Origin of the sequence: Methylobacterium sp. BE186 (assembly GCF_031457035.1) — a bacterium.
In the GTDB taxonomy this organism is placed as follows: domain Bacteria; phylum Pseudomonadota; class Alphaproteobacteria; order Rhizobiales; family Beijerinckiaceae; genus Methylobacterium; species Methylobacterium segetis.
In genome coordinates, this window is record NZ_JAVDVV010000020.1 from 36,519 (window position 1) to 57,099 (window position 20,581).

At 72.4% G+C, this 20,581-nt stretch carries 17 protein-coding genes; 8 read left to right on the forward strand and 9 right to left on the reverse strand.

Going from position 1 to position 20,581, the window contains the following annotated elements:
* Positions 1 to 2 precede the first annotated feature (2 nt).
* Together J2X36_RS18850 and dusB are read right to left on the reverse strand one after the other, a co-directional pair.
* On the reverse strand, positions 3 to 1,157 hold the full coding sequence (locus J2X36_RS18850; RefSeq protein WP_132256449.1) for a nitrogen regulation protein NR(II): 1,155 nt from the start codon (positions 1,155 to 1,157) through the stop codon (positions 3 to 5).
* Positions 1,154 to 2,209: a tRNA dihydrouridine synthase DusB gene (dusB, locus tag J2X36_RS18855; RefSeq protein WP_310352614.1), complete on the reverse strand. Its 1,056-nt coding sequence runs from the start codon at positions 2,207 to 2,209 to the stop codon at positions 1,154 to 1,156. Before dusB ends, J2X36_RS18850 begins: the two co-directional genes overlap by 4 nt.
* A 224-nt stretch (positions 2,210 to 2,433) precedes the next feature.
* Between dusB and J2X36_RS18860 the strand changes: the two genes are divergently transcribed.
* From J2X36_RS18860 to J2X36_RS18890, 7 genes are all read left to right on the forward strand, one after another.
* Positions 2,434 to 3,729, forward strand: coding sequence for a bifunctional 2-C-methyl-D-erythritol 4-phosphate cytidylyltransferase/2-C-methyl-D-erythritol 2,4-cyclodiphosphate synthase (locus J2X36_RS18860; RefSeq protein ID WP_132256453.1), 1,296 nt, complete (start codon positions 2,434 to 2,436; stop codon positions 3,727 to 3,729).
* Positions 3,730 to 3,733: 4 nt separating this feature from the next.
* Positions 3,734 to 4,237, forward strand: coding sequence for a CinA family protein (locus J2X36_RS18865; protein WP_310352616.1), 504 nt, complete (start codon positions 3,734 to 3,736; stop codon positions 4,235 to 4,237).
* A gap of 141 nt (positions 4,238 to 4,378) precedes the next feature.
* The gene (locus J2X36_RS18870; RefSeq protein WP_310352696.1) at positions 4,379 to 5,704 is read left to right on the forward strand and encodes a chloride channel protein; all 1,326 of its coding nucleotides are present in this window, start codon (positions 4,379 to 4,381) and stop codon (positions 5,702 to 5,704) included.
* A gap of 60 nt (positions 5,705 to 5,764) precedes the next feature.
* Positions 5,765 to 5,944 (forward strand): DUF1328 domain-containing protein, encoded by a 180-nt coding sequence (locus tag J2X36_RS18875; RefSeq protein ID WP_132253388.1) that lies wholly within the window; start codon positions 5,765 to 5,767, stop codon positions 5,942 to 5,944.
* 3 nt (positions 5,945 to 5,947) lie between these two features.
* Positions 5,948 to 6,811: an SDR family oxidoreductase gene (locus J2X36_RS18880; protein ID WP_405029817.1), complete on the forward strand. Its 864-nt coding sequence runs from the start codon at positions 5,948 to 5,950 to the stop codon at positions 6,809 to 6,811.
* Between the two features lie 54 nt (positions 6,812 to 6,865).
* Positions 6,866 to 7,141 carry a BrnT family toxin gene (locus tag J2X36_RS18885; protein WP_310352619.1) on the forward strand — a complete coding sequence of 92 codons (276 nt, stop codon included), beginning with the start codon at positions 6,866 to 6,868 and terminating at the stop codon, positions 7,139 to 7,141.
* Positions 7,128 to 7,448 (forward strand): BrnA antitoxin family protein, encoded by a 321-nt coding sequence (locus tag J2X36_RS18890; RefSeq protein WP_132253393.1) that lies wholly within the window; start codon positions 7,128 to 7,130, stop codon positions 7,446 to 7,448. The genes J2X36_RS18885 and J2X36_RS18890 overlap by 14 nt, the downstream gene beginning before the upstream one ends.
* 12 nt (positions 7,449 to 7,460) lie before the next feature.
* Here J2X36_RS18890 and J2X36_RS18895 read toward each other — a convergent pair whose 3' ends face one another.
* Positions 7,461 to 9,170: a lysine--tRNA ligase gene (locus J2X36_RS18895; RefSeq protein ID WP_310352623.1), complete on the reverse strand. Its 1,710-nt coding sequence runs from the start codon at positions 9,168 to 9,170 to the stop codon at positions 7,461 to 7,463.
* A gap of 134 nt (positions 9,171 to 9,304) precedes the next feature.
* Positions 9,305 to 10,108, reverse strand: a complete 804-nt coding sequence (locus J2X36_RS18900; protein WP_245516529.1) for a transporter substrate-binding domain-containing protein — start codon at positions 10,106 to 10,108, stop codon at positions 9,305 to 9,307.
* A gap of 168 nt (positions 10,109 to 10,276) precedes the next feature.
* Here J2X36_RS18900 and J2X36_RS18905 point away from each other — a divergent pair, with 168 nt between their 5' ends.
* Positions 10,277 to 12,145 (forward strand): glycosyltransferase family 2 protein, encoded by a 1,869-nt coding sequence (locus J2X36_RS18905; RefSeq protein ID WP_310352626.1) that lies wholly within the window; start codon positions 10,277 to 10,279, stop codon positions 12,143 to 12,145.
* A 12-nt stretch (positions 12,146 to 12,157) separates the two neighbouring features.
* On the opposite strand, the gene J2X36_RS18910 is transcribed toward J2X36_RS18905, so the two are convergent.
* The 5 genes from J2X36_RS18910 to J2X36_RS18930 form a co-directional block, all read right to left on the reverse strand.
* Entirely contained in the window at positions 12,158 to 12,751 is a 594-nt protein-coding gene (locus J2X36_RS18910) for an SCO family protein (RefSeq protein WP_165937832.1), read from the reverse strand.
* 94 nt (positions 12,752 to 12,845) lie between these two features.
* On the reverse strand, positions 12,846 to 14,306 hold the full coding sequence (gene cysG / locus J2X36_RS18915) for a siroheme synthase CysG (protein ID WP_310352630.1): 1,461 nt from the start codon (positions 14,304 to 14,306) through the stop codon (positions 12,846 to 12,848).
* An 86-nt stretch (positions 14,307 to 14,392) separates the two neighbouring features.
* Entirely contained in the window at positions 14,393 to 17,077 is a 2,685-nt protein-coding gene (locus J2X36_RS18920; protein WP_310352632.1) for a molybdopterin-dependent oxidoreductase, read from the reverse strand.
* A gap of 105 nt (positions 17,078 to 17,182) precedes the next feature.
* The gene (locus tag J2X36_RS18925; protein WP_310352635.1) at positions 17,183 to 18,787 is read right to left on the reverse strand and encodes a sulfite reductase subunit alpha; all 1,605 of its coding nucleotides are present in this window, start codon (positions 18,785 to 18,787) and stop codon (positions 17,183 to 17,185) included.
* A complete protein-coding gene (locus tag J2X36_RS18930; protein WP_132253404.1) occupies positions 18,784 to 20,574 on the reverse strand; it encodes a NirA family protein in 1,791 nt (596 codons plus the stop codon). The genes J2X36_RS18925 and J2X36_RS18930 overlap by 4 nt, the downstream gene beginning before the upstream one ends.
* Positions 20,575 to 20,581 lie beyond the last annotated feature (7 nt).

Sequence of the window (20,581 nt, forward strand, 5' to 3'; positions counted from 1 at the left end):
TCTTACTCGGCCTCCGCGACCGATTCGCGCCCATCCCGGGCGCTCGACATGGGGAGGAGAAGGCGGAAGGTGGTGCGGCGGGGCACGGGATCGCACTCGACGATACCCCCGTGATCGCCGACGATCTTGGCCACCAATGCAAGACCGAGGCCGGACCCCTGCGCCTTGGTGGTGACGAAGGGGTCGAACAGGTCCGGCAGCAATTCGGCGGTGACGCCGGGTCCGTTGTCCCGCACCGCCACCTCGATCGGCAGGCTCACCCGCTCGCGCGAGCCCGGGATCTGCAGGCGCAGGCCCGTCCGGAAGGCGGTCGAGAGGGTGATCTCCCCATCGACCGCGTCCGCGCCGATCGCCTCGGCCGCGTTCTTCACGAGGTTGAGGATCACCTGGATGAGCTGGTCGCGGTTGCCGAGGACCGGCGGCAGCGAAGGATCGTAGTTCTCGACGAAGCGGATGTGACGGGCAAACCCCGACTGCGCCGAGCGCTTCACCTGGTCGAGCACCCCGTGCACGTTGACGGAGCCGCGCTCGACGGGGCGCTCGTCGCCGAACAGCTCCATCCGCTCGACGATGCGCACGATCCGGTCGGACTCGTCGCAGATCAGCCGGGTCAGCACCCGGTCCTCCTCGGCGCCCGATTGCTCGAGGAGCTGGGCGGCGCCGCGGATGCCGGCGAGCGGGTTCTTGATCTCGTGGGCGAGCATGGCGCCGAGCGCGATCATCGAGCGGGCGGCGCCCCGATGGGTGAGCTGGCGGTTCATCTTGTCGGCGATGGTGCGCTCCTGGAGCATCAGCACCACGGCGTCGCCCTCGTCGCCCAGCGGCGTCGCGAACACGTCGACGCTGCGCTCCTGGCCGGAGCGGGGCTGGGTCAGCTCGACCCGGTACTCGCTGACGCTGGCCCGCCTGCGGCGCACCTCCGCCACGAGGGCGATGATCGGCGAGGAGAAGGGGATGATGTCGCGCAGCCGCCGCCGCTGCATCAGCCGCGCCGAATGGTCGAAGAAGCTCTCGGCGGCGTGGTTGCACTGGAGGATGCGCTCGTCCGCGCCGACGGTGAGCACCGGCAGCGGCAGGGCGTTGATCACGGCCTCCGAGGTCGGCGAGCCGCGCCCCCGCCCGTTGGCCTCGCGGCCCGAACCCCCCTCCTCGCTCATGCCGCCTCCCCGATCGGTTCCGCCGGCGCCGCGCCGGGCGCCGGCTCCAGGAAGGCGCGCCGCAGGAGCGTGAGCGCCACCTCCGGATCGTGGGTGGTGAGGAGCCGGGTGCGGTCGGCGGGCGCGAGCGCCGTCCCCTGCGTCCCGGCCGCCTCGACATAGGCCGCGAGGTGCTTGCGGGCGTGGCGCACGCCCATGGCGGCCCCGTAGAGGTCGATCAGGCCGCGATAATGCTCGGCGGCGATGTCGGCCTTCTCGGCCGGCCCCGGCTCGCGCACGGGCCGACCGGCCAGTGCGTCCGCGATCTGCCCGACGAGCCAGGGCCGGCCGACGGCCGCCCGCCCGACCATGACGCCCGCCGCGCCGGAGGCTGCGAGGCAGGCCCGTGCATCGGCGAGATCCGTGACGTCGCCGTTGGCGATGACGGGGATCGAGACGGCCGCCACGACGGCGCGGATCGCCGCCCAGTCGGCCTGCCCCTTGTAGAATTGCTGGCGGGTGCGGCCGTGGACCGTGACCGCGGCGAGCCCGAGTGCCTCCGCCCGGCGGGCGAGGTCCGGCGCGTTGAGGCTCGCATGGTCCCAGCCGAGGCGCATCTTGACCGTGACCGGCACCCGCACCGCCGCCCGCACGGCGGCCAGGATGCGGGTGGCGTGGTCGAGGTCGCGCATCAGCGCCGAGCCCGCCTCCCCGCCCGTCACGGTCTTGGCCGGGCAGCCCATGTTGACGTCGATCACGTCGGCGCCGGATGCCTCGCAGAGGCGCGCGGCCTCGGCCATCGCTTCCGGCGCGCAGCCCGCGAGCTGCACGACGTGCGGGCTCACCCCCGCCCCTTCCGCGCGCAGGCGCGCCTCGCTGGCGCCGCGGGCGAACTCGGCTGCCGCCACCATCTCGGAGACGACGGCGCTGGCGCCGAGGCGCCGTGCGATGCGGCGCATGTGCAGGTCCGTGACGCCCGAGAGCGGCGCGAGCAGCACCGGCGGCGACACGATGCCGTCAGCGTCCGCGGAAGCCCCCGAGCGCACAACGCTCAAATAATGATCATTCGTCATTCTGCACAAGGAATAGACAAAAGCCGGCCGGACGCAAGCCGCCCGCGCGATTTGATTTCGGGTCGTGCCCCGCTTAAACGAGCGGCGGGCGGGCAGGGCCGGCGCGGGGCGCCGCAGCGATTCGGCCGGTCCTGACCGAATGTCGCACCGCGGCCCGGCGTGATTACGGCACCCGCCTGGACGGGCGATGCCGGGGCGTGGGCCTGAAGAGTATCAGAATCCCTATGTCCAGCACCGCGTTGAGCGTTGCCGCTGTGGTCGTCGCGGCGGGTCGCGGCATCCGCATCGGCGGCGGCATGCCCAAGCAGTACCGTCGCGTGGGCGGGCAGGCCGTCCTCACGCGCACGCTCGCCGCGCTCGGCTGCCATGCGGGCATCGCACGCATTCAGCCCGTGATCGCGCCGGACGCGGCCGCCTTCTACGAGGAATGCCTCGCCGATCTCGACCCGATGGTGCGGGCCAAGCTCGCGGCCCCGGTGCCGGGTGGCGAGACCCGCCAGCAATCGGTCCGCGCCGGCCTCGAGGCGCTCGAGCAGGGAGGGGCGCCCGACCTCGTCCTCGTCCACGACGCGGCGCGTCCGCACGTCGATTTCGGCCTGATCGACCGGGCGATCGCGGCGGGCCGCGACCACCGCGCCGCTGTGCCCGGCATCGCGGTCAGCGACACGATCAAGATCGTGGAGGCGGCGGGCGCCGGCATCGGGCGCGTCCGCGAGACGCCCGCGCGCGAGGCCCTGCGCGCCGTGCAGACCCCGCAATCCTTCGCCTTCCGCCCTCTCCTCGACGGCCACCGGGCCGCCGCGGAGGCCGGCCTTCACGGCTTCACCGACGACGGGGCGCTCGCCGAATGGGCGGGCCTTCCGGTCGTCACCTTCGAGGGCGATCCGCGCAACCGCAAGATCACCCAGCCCGCCGACCTGATCGAGGCCGACCGCGCCTTCGGCTCGGCCGCCTCCGCTCCGGGAACCTCCGCCATGACCCATTACGTCACCCGCCTCGGCACCGGATTCGACGTGCACGCCTTCACGGAGGGCGACCATGTCTGGCTCGGCGGCGTGCGCATCCCGGCCGACCGGGGCGTGCTCGCGCATTCGGACGGCGACGTGGCGCTGCACGCGCTCACCGACGCGCTCCTCGGCGCCATCGCCGACGGCGACATCGGCACCCACTTCCCGCCGAGCGACGAGAGATGGCGCGGGGCGGCGTCCGACCAGTTCCTGGCCCATGCCTGCTCGCTGGTGCGGGCGCGCGGCGGGCGGATCGACCATCTCGACATCACCGTCCTGGCGGAGGCCCCCCGCATCGGGAAGCACCGCGAGGCGATCCGGGCGCGCATCGCCGAGATCGCGGGCGTGCCGCTCTCGTCCGTCTCGATCAAGGCGACGACGACGGAGAAGCTCGGTTTCGTCGGCCGGGCCGAGGGCCTCGCCGCCCAGGCCGCGGCCACGGTCCGGCTCCCCGAGGAGGAGGGCGCGACGCTCCTTGATGCCCAGGCCGAGACGGCCATGCGCCAGGGCTGAGCCGGTGCTCGCCGACGCCGCCCTCCTCGCCCGGGCCGAGGCGCTCGTCGCGGGGTACGCGGCGGCGGGGCTCACGCTCGCCACCGCCGAATCCTGCACGGGCGGCCTCGTGGCCGGCCTGATCACGGCGGTGCCGGGCTCCTCAGCGGTGCTGGAGCGCGGCTTCGTCACCTACTCGAACGCGGCCAAGAGCGAGGCGATCGGAGTGCCGCCCGATCTCGTCGCCGCCCACGGCGCGGTGAGCGAGCCGGTCGCCCGCGCCATGGCGGCGGGCGCGCTCGCCGCCTCGCGGGCCGACGTCGCCGTCGCGGTCACGGGCATCGCCGGCCCCGGCGGCGGCAGCGCGGAGAAGCCGGTCGGCCTCGTCCATTTCGGGCTCGCGCTGCGGGACGGCACCCTGCGCCACCGGGAGCGCCGCTACGGCGATCTCGGTCGGGCCGAGATCCGCGCCCGCGCGGTGGCCGACGCGTTGGGGCTGCTCGAGGGCGCCCTGCCCCGCTCCGGCTGAGGGCACGCGGGACGCGCCTTTCCGGCCCGGTCGTGGCATGCTCGGCCGATCCTTCGCCCGCTTCTCCGAGCGGGCATTCCCGTGCCCGACCGGACCATGCCGCCGCATTCGACCCGGGGACGCCCCCGCACCCGCCGCTCGATGGCGCGCCTGCGCAGCGCCTCCCTCGACGCCTTCGCGATCTGGCGGCGGCGCCTCCTGTTCCTCCTCGGGGGCATCTGCGTCGGCCTCGCCGCGGTGCTCATGGCCAAGCTCGCCGATGCGGCTCAGGCCGGCTTCCGGCAGGTCCTCGCGGTCTCGCCCCTCCTTGCCCTCGTCGTGACGCCCGCGGGCTTCGGGATGGCGGCGCTGCTGGCCCGCACGGTCTTCCCGAACTCGCAAGGGTCCGGCATTCCGCAGGTGATCGCGGCCCGCCACACGCATGATCCGGGCTTGCGCCACGCGCTGATCTCGCTGCGCGTCGCCTTCGGCAAGATCGTGGTGATGGGGCTGGGCCTCCTCTGCGGGGCGGCCGCGGGCCGCGAGGGGCCGACCGTGCAGGTGGGGGCAGCCATCATGGCGGCGGTGGGCCGGCTGACGCCCGAGCGCCTGCCGGGGCTGATCCTGGCGGGGGGTGCTGCCGGCGTGGCGGCGGCCTTCAACACGCCGCTCGCCGGCATCGTCTTCGGCATCGAGGAACTGGGGCGGACCTACGAGGCGCGCACCACCGGGCTCATCGTCGCGGCGATCGTGGCGGCCGGCCTCACCTCCCTCTGGCTCGTCGGCAACTACACCTATTTCGGCACGACCGCGGTGGGCCTCGCGCTCGGCGGAAGCTGGCTCCTCGTGCTCGTCCTCGGCGCCGTCGGCGGCCTTGCCGGCGGCCTGTTCAGCCGCATCGTGATCCTGTTCGGGCGGGGCCTGCCGGGGCGGCCGGGCGCCTGGGTCGCGAGGCGGCCCGTCGCCTTCGCCATGCTCTGCGGCCTCGGCGTCGCGCTCTGCGGCCTCGCCTCGGACGGGACCGTCTACGGAACCGGCTACGAGGAGGCCCGCGCCCTCCTGCACGGGGATGCGGCCGCGCGGCTCGACTTCGCGCCGCTCAAGTTCGCCGCGACCGTGCTCTCCTCGATCAGCGGCATTCCGGGCGGCCTGTTCGCGCCCTCGCTGGCGGTCGGCGCCGGCCTCGGGGCGGCGCTCCGCGACCTCTTCGCGGAGGTGCCGGTCGGTGCGCTCGTCCTGATCGGGATGGTCTCCTACCTCACGGGCGTGCTGCAGGCGCCGATCACCTCCTTCGTCATCGTCACCGAGATGACCCAGGACCACGCCATGATGATCCCGCTGATGATCGCCGCGCTCGTCGCCGACGCGGCCTCGAAGCTCGTCTGCCGGGGCGGCCTCTACCACGTGCTCGCCGAGCAGATCCTGGCCCGCGCCGACGCGTCCGCGAACCCCGTGCCGGCGCAGGGGGCAAGGGGGCGGAACGGTTGAGCTTGGCCCGAGTTGTCGCTCGATTCGCAATCCTCGACTCGGTTCGCCGGAGCTGACGCCATGACCCTCCTGAAATGGGCCCTCATCGCCTTCGTGATCTCGCTGATCGCGGGCGCCCTCGGTTTCACCGGCATCGCCTCCGGCGCGGCCTCGCTGGCGCGCATCCTGTTCGGCCTGTTCCTCGTGATCGCGATCATCATCGTGGTGGTCGCGTTCGTGATCGGTCAGGCGGTGTTCTGAGCGGTGTCGACGCTGCAGGGGCGGATCGCCCTCGTCACCGGCGCGACCTCGGGAATCGGCTACGAGACGGCCCTCGGCCTCGCCCGCGCCGGCCTGCGGGTCGGCCTCGTCGGCCGGGCGCAGGGCCGCGCCCGCGCCTCCGCCGAGGCGATCCGGCAGGCGGTGCCGGGTGCCGAGATCGACGTCTTCGTGGCGGATCTCTCGGCGCAATCCGAGATCCGGCGCCTCGCCGGCGCGGTGCGGGAGGCCTATCCGCGCCTCGACGTGCTGGTGAACAACGCCGGCGCCATCTTCGACCGGCGGGAGACGACGGTCGACGGGATCGAGCGGACCTGGGCGCTCGACCATCTCGGCTACGTGCTCCTGACCCTCGACCTCCTCGACCTCCTGAAGGCCACCGCCCGGGAGGCCGGCGAGGCCCGCATCGTCAACGTCGCCTCGGCCGCCCATGCCCGCGGGCGGATCGACGTCGACGACCTCGAGGGCAGGCGCGCCTACGGCGCCATCAAGGCCTATTCCCAGGCCAAGCTCGGCAACGTGCTCTTCACCTACGCGCTGGCGCGGCGCCTCGACGGCACGGGCGTCACCGCGAACGCCCTGCATCCGGGCGTCGTCAACACGGGCTTCGCCCGCAACACGGGCGGCGTCCTCGGCTTCGCCTGGAGCCTGATCCGCCCCTTCCTGATCGCGCCGAAGAGCGGGGCCGAGACCTCGCTCCACGCCGCCACCGCCCCCGAACTGAGGGGCGTCAGCGGGCGCTACCTCGCCAAGGCGCGGATCGCCGAATCCTCGGCCTCCAGCCGCGACCGGGCCCTGCAGGAACGGGTCTGGGCGCTGAGCCTGCGGCAGGTCGGGCGGGAAGGGTAAGGCCGTTGCCGGCGGCCTCCTTGACATGTCAGGTTTCTGTACGTACAGAAAATCATGAATTTCACCTACGGCGAGCCGAAGCGCCGAGCGAATATCGCTAAGCATGGCTTCGACTTCGCCGATTTCGAGGTGGCTTTCAGCTTCGAGCGGTTCTTCACCATTCCGGCGAATCCGAGCGCGACAGGCCGGGCGCGCTTCAAGCTGATCGGATCCTGGCACGGCCGGACCGTCGTCGTCGCGATCGTCTCGCCTCTGGGATCCGAGGCCGTCGACATCGTGAGTGTTCGCCCTGCCAACGCGAAGGAAAGGGCCTTCTATGCCGAAGCCTGAGCATGCGCCCGGCTACGTGCCGAACCCTGGCTACACGCAGGACGATTGGGACGCGGTGTCCGACAACCCGGCCCTGACCGACGACGAGCTGGCCGCTGCGCGTCCCGGTCCCGACGGGATGCCGCCCGGCGTGGCGGCCGCCTTCGTCAGCCGCATCGGCCGGCCGAAGGCCGAGCGGCGCAAGGTGCCGGTCACGATCCGGCTCGATCCGGACGTGGTCGCGGCCTTCAAGGCGACCGGCCCGGGCTGGCAGACCCGGATGAACGACGCGCTTCGGGCGGCCGCCCGCGACCTGTCGGCCGCCTGACAGCCCTGGCCCTCAATCCGCCTTCGCAAGCCCCGCCTTGAACGCTGCGTGCTCGGTCACGAGCGCGCCGGACAGCGCCCTCGCGATCAGGGCGCGGGTCTCCTCCACCCCGTAGAGGGCGACGAAGGAGCCGAAGCGGGGTCCGCGGGCCTCGCCGAACAGGATGTTGTAGATCGTGGTGAACCACGCCTGCGACACGCCGGGCCGCCCGTCCGGGCTCTTGGCCTTGCCGGACAGGTCCGGGAAGTGGCGGCGGCCCACCTCGTAGACCACCGCTTGGAGCGCCTCGGGGTCGGTCGATCCTGCGTGGTCGGCCAGCGCCTGCGAGAGGTCGGCGAGCGCCGCCCGCTCCTCATCCGTCGGAGGCCGGTAGGTCTTCGCGGGCCGCACGAAATCCCGGTAATAGGCGAGCGCGTGATGCACGAGCCGGTCGAGGCCCGGATGCGTCTCCGGGCCGATCCCGGCCGCGTAGCGCCGGATGAAGCCCCAGAGCACGCCCGGCTCCTCGGCGTTGGCCACCGCCACGAGGTTGAGCAGCATGCCGAAGGTGAGCGTCGTGCCCTTGGCGCCGGCCTCGCCGACCGTCTCCGGCGCCGGCGGCGCGCCGGCATGCAGGTGCCAGACCGGGTTGCCGAGGCGCAGCTTCGGCTCCTGGCCCGGATAGCGGTCGAGGAAGTTCAGGTACTCGTCGACGTGGCGCGGGATCACGTCGAAGAACAGGCGCTTGGCCTCCCGCGGCTTGTTGTACATGAACAGCGCGAGCGATTCCGGGGTGCCGTAGGCGAGCCACTCGTCGATGGTGAGCCCGTTGCCCTTCGACTTCGAGATCTTCTGGCCCTTCTCGTCGAGGAACAGCTCGTAATTGAAGCCCTCCGGCGGCTCGGCGCCGAGCGCCCGGGCGATCTGGCCCGACAGCTTGACCGAGTCGATCAGGTCCTTGCCGGCCATCTCGTAATCGACGCCGAGGGCCACCCAGCGCATCGCCCAGTCGGGCTTCCATTGCAGCTTGGCGTGTCCTCCGGTGATCGGGGTCTCGTAGGCCTCGCCCGTCTTCGGGTCGCGCCAGAGCAGGGTGCCCCGGTCCGCCCGAATCTCGTCGATGGGCACCTGCATTACCTCGCCCGTGACCGGGTGGAGGGGCAGGAAGGGCGAGTAGCTCGCCGAGCGCTCGGCGCGCAGCGAGGGCAGCATGATGTCCATCACCGCGTCGTAGCGCTCGGCCACGAGCATCAGCGTCGCGTCGAACACGCCGGAGCGGTAGCACTCGGTCGCCGAGCGGAATTCGTAGTCGAAGCCGAAGGCGTCGAGGAAGCGGCGCAATTCCGCATTGTTGTGCGCGCCGAAGCTCTCGTGGGTGCCGAACGGGTCCGGCACCCGGGTCAGCGGCTGGTTCAGGGCTGCCCGCAGCATCTCCCGGTTCGGCACGTTGTCCGGCACCTTGCGCAGGCCGTCCATGTCGTCCGAGAAGGCGACGAGCCGGGTCGGCACGCTGTCCCGGGTGAGGACCCGGAAGGCGTGGCGCACCATCGAGGTGCGGGCGACCTCGCCGAAGGTGCCGATATGCGGCAGCCCCGAGGGGCCGTAGCCCGTCTCGAACAGCACCTCGGCCTTGGGGCTACGCTCCAGCCGCGCGACGAGCTTGCGCGCCTCTTCGAACGGCCAGGACGCCGCTGTGGCGGCGGCCTCGATCAGGGCGGGGTCGAGGGAGAGCGGGGACGGCATGGCGGGGAAATATCGGTCTGTTTCAAGGGCGTCGCGAAGCGCGGCACCCTAGTGCGCTTTGCCGCGCTGCGAAATTCCCCAGGCAAGTTTTTGTGCACGCGGCCGGCCGGGCACCGGACGCGACATCGGATCGGCTAGAACGGGCTCACGGGGAAGAAGCGCAGATAGATCTCCGCGTACTTGCCGTCGTCCCACAGGCGCTGGAGGGCGTCGTCGAGGGCGCGGGACAGGGCCGCGTCCTCCTGGCGCGTGACGAGGCCGATGCCCTCGCCGAAATAGCGGTTCTCCAGGTAGGAACCACCCGAGAAGGCGCAGCAGCCGCCGGCCTCGAACCCGCCGAGCCAGAGGGCGAGGTTGAGCCCGTCCGCGAAGAGGTACTCCGTCTCGCCGCGCCGGAGCGCGCTCTCCGCCGCGGAGAGGTCGGTGAAGTCCCGCGGCACCGCCTTCGGGAAGAACGCCTTGAGATAGGCCGCGTGCGCGCTGCCGGCGATCACGCCGACGCTGCGGCCGGACAGAGCCTCCGGCGAGGGCTCGGGCAGGCCGGCACCGGTCCGGGCGATGAAGCGGGCCGGCCAGCGGAAAAAGGGCCGCGTCGCCAGGAACTTGCCGCGCAGGGTCGGCGTCAGCGGGATCGCGGCGGCGACGACGTCGCCCTGCCGCTCGTTCAGCGCATCGAGGAGCGTGTCGAAGCGGCGTGCCTGCACGGTGCAGGTGATCGCGAGGCGCTCGCAGACGGCCCGGGCGAGTTCCACCACGAAGCCGGTCGGGTTGCCGTCCGGCCCGGAAAAGTGCAGCGGCGGGAACTCGTCGTCCGTGAGGAAGCGGACGGCGCGGCCCGTCTGCGGCGCCTCGACCCTCTCGCCGCGGCTGCGCGGGTTCCAGAAATTCGGGATCGCGACGCTCTGGCCAGCCGGCGTCTCGGCCCTGGCCTGTGGCAGAAAGGTTGCGCCCGCAACGAAAAGCGCGGTCAGGAGGGCGGCCGCGGCCCTGCCGGCCCGGCCTTGCCTTGACGCTGGTTTGGCGCGCGTGGTGCGCTTCGGACGGGCGGCGAAGGTACGGCTCACGCGCCTCCCCTAGCACGTTCCGGGGCCTACGGGAGCGGGTCGGTGTCGTTCCCCGGGACAAGCAGATCCGCGGCCGGCGCGGGTGCGCTGCCGCCGGACCTCGCCTTCCTCCTGGCCGAGGGGGTGGACCCCGCCCGCCTCCTGTCCGCGGCGGCCCTCGCCCGTGCGAGCGGCACCGACGCCGCGAGCGCGCTCCTGCGCAGCGGATCGATGGCGGAGGAGCCCTATTACGAGGCGCTCGCCCGCGCCCTCGGCCTCCCCTATCTCGCTCGACCGAACGCCCTCGGGCCGGGGGCCCGTTTTCCCGAGAGCCTCGCGGCGAGGGCGGCTCCGCTCGCCGGGGCGCCCGGGCGCCTCGTGCGCGCCCCGGAGGGCGCCGAGATCGAGGGTCTGCTCACCGGCCGCCTCTCCCTGGACCGCACGGCGGGACTCACGGCCCCAAGCCGGCTGCGCAACGCCGTCTTCGCCGCCCTGCCGCATGCCGTGGCAGCCCATGCCGCCGAGGCGCTGGAGCGGAACAGGCCGGACTGGGCCTATCGGCCGGGCCTCTCCGGACGGCAGGCGGCGGCGCTCGGGCTCACGGCCTGCGCGGGAGGCCTCATCCTGTCGGGCCTTCCCCCCGGTCTGTCCCTCGCCGCCGTCGCGGCCGCGCAGAGCGGCATCCTCGCTACCGCGAGCTTCCGGCTCGGCTCCCTCTTCCTCGCCGCCCCGGTCGAGCCCGCCCCCGGCTCCGTAGCGGCGCTGAGCGATCGGGACCTGCCGGTCTACACGGTGCTCGTTGCCCTCTACCGCGAGGCCGCCGTCGTTCCCCGCCTCGTCGGGGCGCTCGCGCGTCTCGATTATCCGGCGGCCAAGCTCGACATCAAGTTCGTGCTGGAGGCGGACGATGCCGAGACCGCGGCGGCGCTCGCCGCGGTGCCGCTTCCAGCCCGGTTCGAGGTGATCGTGGCGCCGCCGGGCGCGCCGCGCACCAAGCCGCGTGCCCTCAACGTCGCCCTGCCCCTCGCCCGCGGCGAGTGCCTCGTGGTCTACGACGCGGAAGACGTGCCGGATCCGGGCCAGCTGCGCCTCGCCGCCGCCCTCTTCCGACGCGAGCCGCCTGAGACGGCCTGCCTCCAGGGAAGGCTCGTCGTCGACAATGCCGACGATTCCTGGCTCAGCCGCTGCTTCGCCCTCGAATATGCCGGACTCTTCGACGTGCTCGGGCCGGGGCTGGCCAATTGGCGGCTTCCGACGCCGCTCGGCGGCACCTCGACGCATTTCCGAACCGCCGTGCTGCGGGCGCTGCACGGGTGGGATGCCTGGAACGTGACCGAGGACGCCGATCTCGGCCTGCGGCTCGCGCTGGCCGGCTACATGGTCGGGGATCTTCCGAGCGCGACCTACGAGGAGGCGCCGGCGCATCTCGGCCCGTGGCTGCGCCAGCGCGTGCGCTGGATGAAGGGCTTCGTGCAGACGACGGTCACGCATGCGCGCCACCCGTTGCGGACCCTGCGTCGCCTCGGCCCCCTCGACGCCTTCTGCGCCCTGACGATGGTGCCGGGCACGGTGGCCTCGGCGCTCGTCTACCCGTTCCTGACCGGCGCGGCCGCCCTCGCCTTCCTGTGGCACGGGCCGGAGGGAGGGCCGGCCTTCTGGCCGAACCTGCCGCAGGGCCTCGCGCTCACGATCTTCGGCGCGGGACTTGCCGCCATGATGCTGCCCGCCGCCCTCGGCGCGGTCCGGCGCGGCTGGTACGACCTCCTGCCCTTCGTGCTGCTGCTGCCCGTCTACTACATGCTCATCAGTCTCGCGGCTTGGCTCGGCCTCGTCGAGCTCGCCCGCGCGCCGGCGCACTGGAACAAGACCGAGCACGGCCTGTTCCGCACCTCGCGCACGGGCGCGCTGCGGAGGCGGGTGCGGCGCCCGTGACGGAGCCGCCGATCAGATGCGCTTGGCGAGTTCCCCCGCCGTCTCGTCCGCCGGCCGCTGCAGGTTGAGGGCGCCGAGGAAGCGGTTCCTCGCGTCCATCACGTAGACGAGGGCGGTGTGCTCCATCGTGTAGTCGCCCCCCTGCGTGGGCACGCGGCGCGCATAGGCCCGATAGCCCTTCACCGCGGCAGCAACCTGCTCGGGGCTGCCCGTGAGCCCGGTGATGCGAGGGTCGAAGCTCTCCAGGTAGGCCTTGAGGCTCGCTGGGGTGTCGCGCTCGGGATCGACCGTGATGAACGCGACCTTCATCGCCTTCGCCCTGTCCCCGAGCGCCGCCAGCACGTCCGAGATCTGCTGCAGCGTCGTCGGGCAGATGTCGGGACAATGCGTGAAGCCGAAGAACACGAGATGCGTCGCGCCGGAGAAATCCTTCTCGGTGACGGTGCGGCCGTTCTGGTCCACCAACGTGAAGGGGCCGCCGACGCTCGACGTCGCCACCGGCGCCCGCTCCGGCACGAGCATGACCACCGCCGCGACGGTGAGGCCGATCAGGCCGAGGAGGAAGGCCCCGAGCGGCAGGAGAAGGCGGCGCGTCCGGTCGGACATGAATACCTCTGCGCGAACACCCGCGCAGCATAGCGCAGGCCGCGTGTGGCGAACCACGCGGAAGCGGCCCTGGCAAGGGGACGTGCCGTCGCCGTCACGAGGCGGCGGCCGTCGCCTCCCGAATGTCGGCCGGCATCGAGGCCGCGCCACGGCCGAGCGCCTCGCCCACCATCAGGAGCGCGGGTCCCTCGTGCCCCGCGGCCGCGACGCGCTCCGCGAGGTCGGCGGCCGAGCCACTGACCACGGCCTGTCCCGGCCGCGTCGCGTTGAACACGACGAGGGCCGGCGTCGCGGGCGCCAGCCCCTCCGCGATCGCGCGGGCGAGCAGGGCGCCGAGGGTGCGCTTCGGCATGTACACGACGGTGGTGACGCTCGGATCCGCGAGCGCCCCCCAGTTCAAGTCCTCGGGCAACGCCCCGCGGCGGTCGTGACCGGTGACGAATTGCAGGCGGCGCGCGGCGTCGCGGTGGGTCAGGGACACGCCGAGGGAGGCGGCCGCCCCCTGCGCGGCGCTCACCCCCGGCACCACGCTGACCGGGATCCCGGCCGCCCGGCAGGCATCGATCTCCTCGCCGGCCCGGCCGAAGACGAGGGGGTCGCCGGATTTGAGCCGCACCACCTGCTTGCCCGATTTCGCGAGCGAGACCATCAGGGCGTTGATGTCGTCCTGCCGGCAGGATGGGCCGTGCCCGGTCTTGCCGACGAGCATGGTGCGCGCCTCCCGCCGGGCATAATCCAGGATCTCGGGGGCGACGAGATCGTCGTAGAGGATCACGTCCGCGCTGCGCAGCGCCCGCAGTGCCTTCAACGTCAGGAGCTCGGCATCGCCGGGGCCGGCGCCGACGAGGGTCACGGCGCCGCCGCGCGGCGCCTCCTCCATCTGGCCGAGAAGGGCGGCGAGGTCGGCCTCCGTCGGGGCCCGGTCGGGCTCGGCGAAGGCGCGGTCGGTGAAGCGCTCCCAGAAGGCACGGCGCTCGGCGAAGGCGTGGAAGCGGGCGCTGATCCCCTCTCGCCAGTCGCGGGCGGCGGCGACCCAGGCCGAGAAGCCCCGCGGCAGCATCGCCTCGATGCGCGCCCGCACGGTCTGGCCGAAGACGGGCACCGCCCCCTCCGTCGAGATGCCGACGACGAGGGGCGAGCGGTTGACGATGGCGCCGAACTTCACGTCGCAGAGATGCGGCCGGTCGACGGCGTTGACGATGGCGCCGGCCTTGCGCGCCGCTTCGACGAAGGCGACGCAATCCGCCTCGTCCTCCATCGCGCCGATCGCGAAGGCGGCGCCCGCGAGGTCGGCGGGCGTCCAGGCGCGGGCGTGGAGCGTGACGCGCCCCGCCACGATTTCGGCCGGTACGGCGGAGAGTTCCTCGCTCGGGGCCTCGGCATAGACGTCGACCTCGGCGCCCGCGGCCGCGAGCAGCTTCACCTTCCAGGGGGCGCCGCCGCTCGATCCGGCCAGCACCGCCCGCTTGCCTTGCAGCGGCACGAAGACGGGCAGGACCGCCAGGGGTTCGAGGCCGGGGCCGCGCGTCTCGCGGGGCTGGCGGGGTGTGCTCATGGTGTCGATGCCGGTTGGATTCGATGCCTGCCGCTCGTCTCCTCCCCGCGAGGCGGAAGGAAGGCGCTGCCGGCGCAACATGGGCCTCAGGCCGCGCTGCGTGCAAGCGCCTCGGGCAGGAGCTTGCGGATCTCGGGTATGCAGGAGCCGCAATTGGTGCCCGCCTTGCACGCCGCTCCCACCGCCTCGACGCTGTCGGCGCCGCCCGCGATCACGCCCGCGATCACGTCGAGGCCGACGCCGTGGCAGGCGCAGATCGTGGGGCCGGCGGCGGCCGCCGCGGCGCGGCCCGAGAGCAGCGCGCGGCGCACCGGCGCTTCCGGCCGATCCTCCGCAAACAGGGCCTTGGCGGCCTCCCAGTCGGGCTTGTCCTCGGCCGGCGCCAGGGACAGGCAGGCGACGAGGCGGCCGCCGTCGTAGACGGCGCAGCGATAGCGCCCGCGGGCGTGATCGGCGTACTCGGCGAGTTCCAGCCCCTGGAACAGGCCGCGCATCGTGAGGGCGATCTCGCGGGAGCCGTCCTGCGTGGCGAACTGGAGGGCCGAGCCGCCGGAAATCGTGGCGCGCGCCCACCACCAGCCGGCGGGCGCCGCCTGCTGACCGCGCGTCAGCAGGAAGCCGCGGGAGCGGTAGGCGACGGGACGGGCCCGGGCGGGTGTCGCCTTCAGCTCGGGCTGGCCGGAGACGGGGTCCGGCACGCCGCGCACCACGGCGCCGACGCGCGCCTTCGAGGCCGTCATGTCGCTCCAGTGCATCGGCATGAACAGGGTGCCGGGCCGCACGGCGTCCGTGACGACCGCCTCGAGCTCGGCCGTGCCGTGCGCCGTCTCGACCGCGGCGATGGCCCCATCGACCAGCCCGAGCGGGCCTGCATCGTCCGGGTGGATCTCCAGGAAAGGCACGGAGCGGTGCGCCGAGAGGCGCTGGCTCTTCCCCGTGCGCGTCATCGTGTGCCAGTGGTCGCGCACGCGGCCGGTGTTGAGGACGAGGGGGTACTCCGCGCTGGTGTCCTGCGCGAGCGCCGGCGGCTGCACCGCGACGAAGCGGGCGCGCTGGTCGAAGGTGTAGAATCGCCCGTCCGCGAAGAGGCGCGCCCGTCCCTTGCCGCCCGCCGGCCCCCGCTTCGGCAGCGGCCACTGCACCGGCGCGTTGTCCGCGTAGGCCGCGTCGCTGATGTCGCTCAAGGCCCCGATGTCGAAGTCGCGGGTCCCGTTGTTCTCGAAGCCCGAAAGCGCCGCGTGCTCGCGGAACACGGCCGCCGCCGAGAGGTAGGAGAAGCCCTTGCCGTGCCCGAGCCGGCGGGCGACGTCGCTGATCACCGCCCAGTCCGGCCGCGCCTCGCCGGGCGCCTTGAGGAAGCTCTTCTGGCGGGAGATCCGCCGCTCCGAGTTCGTGACCGTGCCGTTCTTCTCGCCCCAGGCCAGCGCCGGCAGCAGCACCGTGCGCTTGCCCCGCGCCTTCGCGGTGTCGCTGTCGGAGACGGCCTCCGAGACGACGTAGAGGTCGAGCTTGCCGAGCGAGGCCTTGATCGCGTCGGCGCGGGGCATCGAGACGAGGGGGTTCGTCCCCATCACCCAGAGCGCCTTGATCTTCCCCCGCTCGATCGCCTCGAACAGGGCCACCGCCTTCATGCCCTCGCCGCTGATGATCCGCGGCGCGTCCCAGAAGCGGCGGACCCGGTCGACCTCCTCGGGGGCGAAATGCATGTGGGCGGCGAGCATGTTGGCCAAGCCCCCGACCTCGCGCCCGCCCATGGCGTTCGGCTGCCCGGTCAGCGAGAACGGCCCCATCCCGGGCTCGCCGATCCGCCCCGTGGCGAGATGGCAGTTGATGATGGCGTTGCCCTTGTCGGTGCCTTGAGCCGACTGGTTGGCGCCCTGCGAGAAGGCGGTGACGACCCGGCGCGTCTTCGCGAACAGGTCGAAGAACCGGGCGATGTCGGCCTCGGTGAGACCCGTCGCGGCGGCGATTGCCGACAGGCTCGGGGCGATGAGGCGCGCGCGCTCGAGCGCCGCCTCGAAGCCTGCCGTGTGCTCGGCGATGAAGCGCTGGTCGAGGGCGTTCGTCTCGGAGAGATGGACGAGGAGGCCCGAGAACAGGGCCGTGTCGCTGCCGGCCTTGAGACCGAGGAACAGGTCCGACTCCTCGGCGGTCTGCGTGCGGCGCGGGTCGATCACCACGAGCTTGGTGCCGCGCTTCGTGCGGGCATCCACCATGCGGCGGAACAGGATCGGATGGCACCACGCGGTGTTCGAGCCCATCAGCACGATGAGGTCGGCCTCGTCGAGATCCTCGTAGCAGCCGGGCACGGTGTCCGCGCCGAAGGCCCGGCGGTGGGCGGCGACCGCCGAGGACATGCAGAGGCGGGAGTTGGTGTCGACGTGGGGCGTGCCGATGAAGCCCTTCGCGAACTTGTTGGCGACGTAGTAATCCTCCGTCAGGAGCTGGCCCGACAGGTAGAAGGCGATCGAATCCGGCCCGTAGGTCTCGGCGGCCTTGCGAAAGCCCCCGGCGACGGCGCCGAGCGCGGCTTCCCAGGAGACGCGGGCCCCGTCGAGCATCGGGTGCAGGAGGCGGTTGTCGAGCGACAGGGTCTCGCCGAGCGCCGAGCCCTTGGAGCAGAGCCGCCCGAAATTCGCCGGATGGGCCGGATCGCCCGCGATGGCCGCCCCGCCCTGCCCATCCGGGGTGGCGAGCACGCCGCAGCCGACACCGCAATACGGGCAGGTGGTCCGCACGGCGGACGACGTCTCCGGCTGAGGTGCGGTCATCGGGGGATCCTCGGGCGATGCGTCTTGAGGCGTCGAGCTGAGCAAGAGTCGGGCCGGGGCGGCGGGCCGCCCCTCCGATCCGGGAGAGGCGCCGCCGCAGGCCCGTCAGTACACGTCGGCCTGATAGCGCCCGGCCTTCTTCAGCGCCGCGAGGTAGGCCACCGCCTCGTCGGGGTTCTTGCCTCCGTGCTCGGCGGCGACGTCGATGAGCGCGCGCTCCACGTCCTTGGCCATGCGCTTGGCGTCGCCGCAGACGTAGAAATGGGCGCCGCCCTCGAGCCACTTCCACAATTCTGCGCCGTTCTCGCGCATGCGGTCCTGCACGTAGGTCTTCTCCGTGCCGTCGCGCGACCACGCCAGCGACAGGCGGGTCAGCACCTTGTCGTCCTTCAGCCGGTTCAGCTCGTCCTTGTAGAAGAAGTCCGAAGCCTGCCGCTGGTGGCCGTAGAACAGCCAGTTGCGACCGGGCGCCTGCGTGGCGGCGCGCTCGCGCAGGAAGGCGCGGAACGGGGCGATGCCGGTGCCCGGCCCGCACATGATCACGTCCTTCGAGAGATCGTCCGGCAGCGCGAAGCCGTGCGCCTTCTGCAGGTAGACCTTGACCGTGGTGGTCTCGGGCAGGCGCTCGCCGAGATGGGTCGAGGCAACGCCGAGCCGCAGCCGCGAGCGGTGATTGTAGCGCACCGCGTCGACCGTGAGCGAGACGCGACCCGGATCGGCCTTGGGCGAGGAGGAGATCGAGTAGAGCCGCGGCTGCAGCTCGTCGAGGGATTCGAGGAACACCTCCGCGTCGGGCCGTGCGCCCGGGAACTTGTGCAGGGCGCCGAGCACGTCGAGGAAGGCCGCGTCCCCGTCCGGATCCTCGCCGGCGGCGAGCGCCTGCGCCTTCTTGCGGGCCGGGCCGGAGGTGAGGAGCGAGAGGAGCTGATAGAGGCCGTCGGGCGCGGGCCCGAGAGCGTAGTCGGTGAGCAGCGCCTGCCGCAGGGTCTTTCCCCCGATGATCCGCTCGGGCCGCGCGCCGAGCTCGGCGATGACCGCGTCGACGAGCGCCGGGGCGTTGGCCGGGAACAGGCCGAGGGAATCGCCCACCACGTACTCGATCGGCGTGTCCGTCAGGTCGATCTCGATGTGCCAGGTCTCCTTCTCGCCGCCCGGCGCGTTCAGCCGCGTGCGGGAGACGAAGGTCGCCTCGACCGGGTTCTCGCGGCAGAAGCCGAGCGGCCCGAGCGCGGCCTCCTTCCTCGGAGCGGCCTCGCCGTCCGTGGCGGGCGCCTTGGCCGCGCCGCCGCCCGCGCCGAACTCCTCCTCCAGCTTCTTCAGCATCCGCAGCGTCTCCTTGCCGCCGGGCTGGCAGAGGTTCAGCCGCTCCTCGCTCTTCAGGAAGATCGCGTTGGCATAGTCCGCGCAATTGTAGCCGCACTGGCCGCAATCCTGCTGGGCCATCGCCGCCATCAGCTTCTGCGGCTCCGAGCGCTCACGCGCCATGTCCATGCGCTCGTTGATCGCGATCGACGGGTCGTGCCAGGGCGCATCGCCATTGTCGGCGAGCACCGGGCCGCCCGGCACCTCTCCGGCGCCGATCGCGGTCGCGCCCTCGACCGCCGGGCCGAGAAGCGCCGCGAAATAGCCGGACAGCCAGGAGCGCTGATCGGCCGAGAACGGGGCGCTCTCGGGGATCAGGACGAGGGGAGGCGTCACGTGCTCGCTCATGCTGCGGCCTTCAGGACGGGCTGGTCTTCGGCCAGCGAACGCAGGGAATCGGGGCCCGTGCGGGCGGTGAAGGCCTGGAAGCTCTCGGAGGGCCCCTCGCGGCCCTTGAGGTAGGCGCGCAGCAGCGCCTCGACCCGGCCGGGGCAATCGTCGGCCTTCACGGCCTTCCAGATCTCGGTGCCGATCTTCGGGCTGTCGCCGAAGCCGCCGCCGACCACGATGTCGTAGCCCTCGACCGTGTCGCCCTCGTCCGAGACGACGACCTTGGCGCCGATGAGACCGATATCGCCGATGTAGTGCTGGGCGCAGCTGTGATGGCAGCCCGTGAGGTGCAGGTTCACCGGCACGTCGAGCTCCTTCACGCTCGCCTCGATGTAGTCGGCGATGATCAGGGCGTGGCCCTTCGTGTCGGAGGCCGCGAACTTACAGCCGCGGTTGCCCGTGCAGGCGACGAGCCCGGCGCGGATGCTCGACGCTTTCGTCGTGAAGCCGAGCGCGGCGACCCGAGCCTCGACCTCGGCGACCTTGGCGTCCGGCACGCCCGAGAACAGGAAGTTCTGCCAGACGGTCAGGCGGATCTGCCCGTCGCCGCACTCCCGCGCGATCTCGGCCAGCGCCCGCATCTCGTCGGTCGTCATCTTGCCGACGGCCAGCACCACGCCGACCCAGTTGAGTCCCTCCTGAACCTGCTTGTGCGCACCGATATGGGCGTAGCGGTCGAAGCCGCCGCGGGGCTTCACATGGGCGGGATCGACCCGGTCGAGCTTGCGGCCGAGCTTCTCCTCGACGGCGGCGAGGTACTTGTCGAAGCCCCAGGCGTCGAGGACGTACTTCATCCGGCTCTTGTTGCGGTTTGTGCGGTCGCCGTTCTCGATGAAGACGCGCAGGATCGCGTCGGCGACCCTGTTGCAATCCTCGGGTCTCAGCACGACGCCGGTGTCGCGGGCGAGGTCCTTGTGGCCGGAGATGCCGCCGAGCACGAGGCGCATCCACACGCCCGGCGCCACGGCGGCGCCCTCCCTCACCTCGATCGCCTGGAAGCCGATGTCGTTGGTCTCCTCCAGCACCGGCAGGATACCGCCGCCGTCGAAGGCGACGTTGAACTTGCGCGGCAGGCCGAAGAGCGAGCGGTCGTTCAGGATCCAGTTGTGCCAGGATTTGGCGAGCGGGCGCGTGTCGAGGAGTTCCTGCGCGTCGATGCCGGCGACCGGCGAGCCCGTGACGTTGCGGATGTTGTCGGCGCCCGCTCCCCGCGCGGTCAGCCCGAGATCGATCAGCCCGTCGAGGAAGGGCTGTCCGTGCTCGGGGGTGATCTCGCGAACCTGCAGGTTGGCCCGCGTCGTCACGTGGGCATAGCCGCCGCCATGCGCGTCGGCGAGGTCGGCGATGCCGGCGAACTGCCAATGGTGCAGGATGCCGTTCGGAATACGCAGCCGGCACATGTAGGAGTTCTGTGCGGGCGCGACCCAGAACAGGCCGTGATAGCGCCAGCGGAAATTGTCCTCGGGCTTCGGCGCCTTGCCGGTGGCGGCCTCCGCGATCAGCCGGTTGTGGCCCTCGAAGGGGTTCTCGGCGCGCTTCCACTTCTCCTGGTCGCAGAGCTTGCCGCCTGCCTTGACGGTCCTCTCCTGCGCCTTGATGTGGATCGCGTCGGGTCCCGTGGGCTCGGTGACGCCGCCCGCGGGCGCCTGCCCCGGGCTGAGGCCGCCCGTCATCCGGGCGGCGGCTATCCCTGAGGCGAAGCCTTCGAGGTAGCGCTTCTGCTCGGTGTTGAAGTCGTCAGCCACGAACAGC

Bases quoted from the DNA above. Each gene is read 5' to 3' on its own strand.
- J2X36_RS18850 (WP_132256449.1), bottom strand. From the start codon at position 1,157: ATGAGCGAGGAGGGGGGTTCGGGCCGCGAGGCCAACGGGCGGGGGCGC.
- dusB (WP_310352614.1), bottom strand. From the start codon at position 2,209: ATGACGAATGATCATTATTTGAGCGTTGTGCGCTCGGGGGCTTCCGCG.
- J2X36_RS18860 (WP_132256453.1), top strand. From the start codon at position 2,434: ATGTCCAGCACCGCGTTGAGCGTTGCCGCTGTGGTCGTCGCGGCGGGT.
- J2X36_RS18870 (WP_310352696.1), top strand. From the start codon at position 4,379: ATGGCGCGCCTGCGCAGCGCCTCCCTCGACGCCTTCGCGATCTGGCGG.
- J2X36_RS18875 (WP_132253388.1), top strand. From the start codon at position 5,765: ATGACCCTCCTGAAATGGGCCCTCATCGCCTTCGTGATCTCGCTGATC.
- J2X36_RS18885 (WP_310352619.1), top strand. From the start codon at position 6,866: ATGAATTTCACCTACGGCGAGCCGAAGCGCCGAGCGAATATCGCTAAG.
- J2X36_RS18890 (WP_132253393.1), top strand. From the start codon at position 7,128: ATGCCGAAGCCTGAGCATGCGCCCGGCTACGTGCCGAACCCTGGCTAC.
- J2X36_RS18895 (WP_310352623.1), bottom strand. From the start codon at position 9,170: ATGCCGTCCCCGCTCTCCCTCGACCCCGCCCTGATCGAGGCCGCCGCC.
- J2X36_RS18910 (WP_165937832.1), bottom strand. From the start codon at position 12,751: ATGTCCGACCGGACGCGCCGCCTTCTCCTGCCGCTCGGGGCCTTCCTC.
- cysG (WP_310352630.1), bottom strand. From the start codon at position 14,306: ATGAGCACACCCCGCCAGCCCCGCGAGACGCGCGGCCCCGGCCTCGAA.
- J2X36_RS18920 (WP_310352632.1), bottom strand. From the start codon at position 17,077: ATGACCGCACCTCAGCCGGAGACGTCGTCCGCCGTGCGGACCACCTGC.
- J2X36_RS18925 (WP_310352635.1), bottom strand. From the start codon at position 18,787: ATGAGCGAGCACGTGACGCCTCCCCTCGTCCTGATCCCCGAGAGCGCC.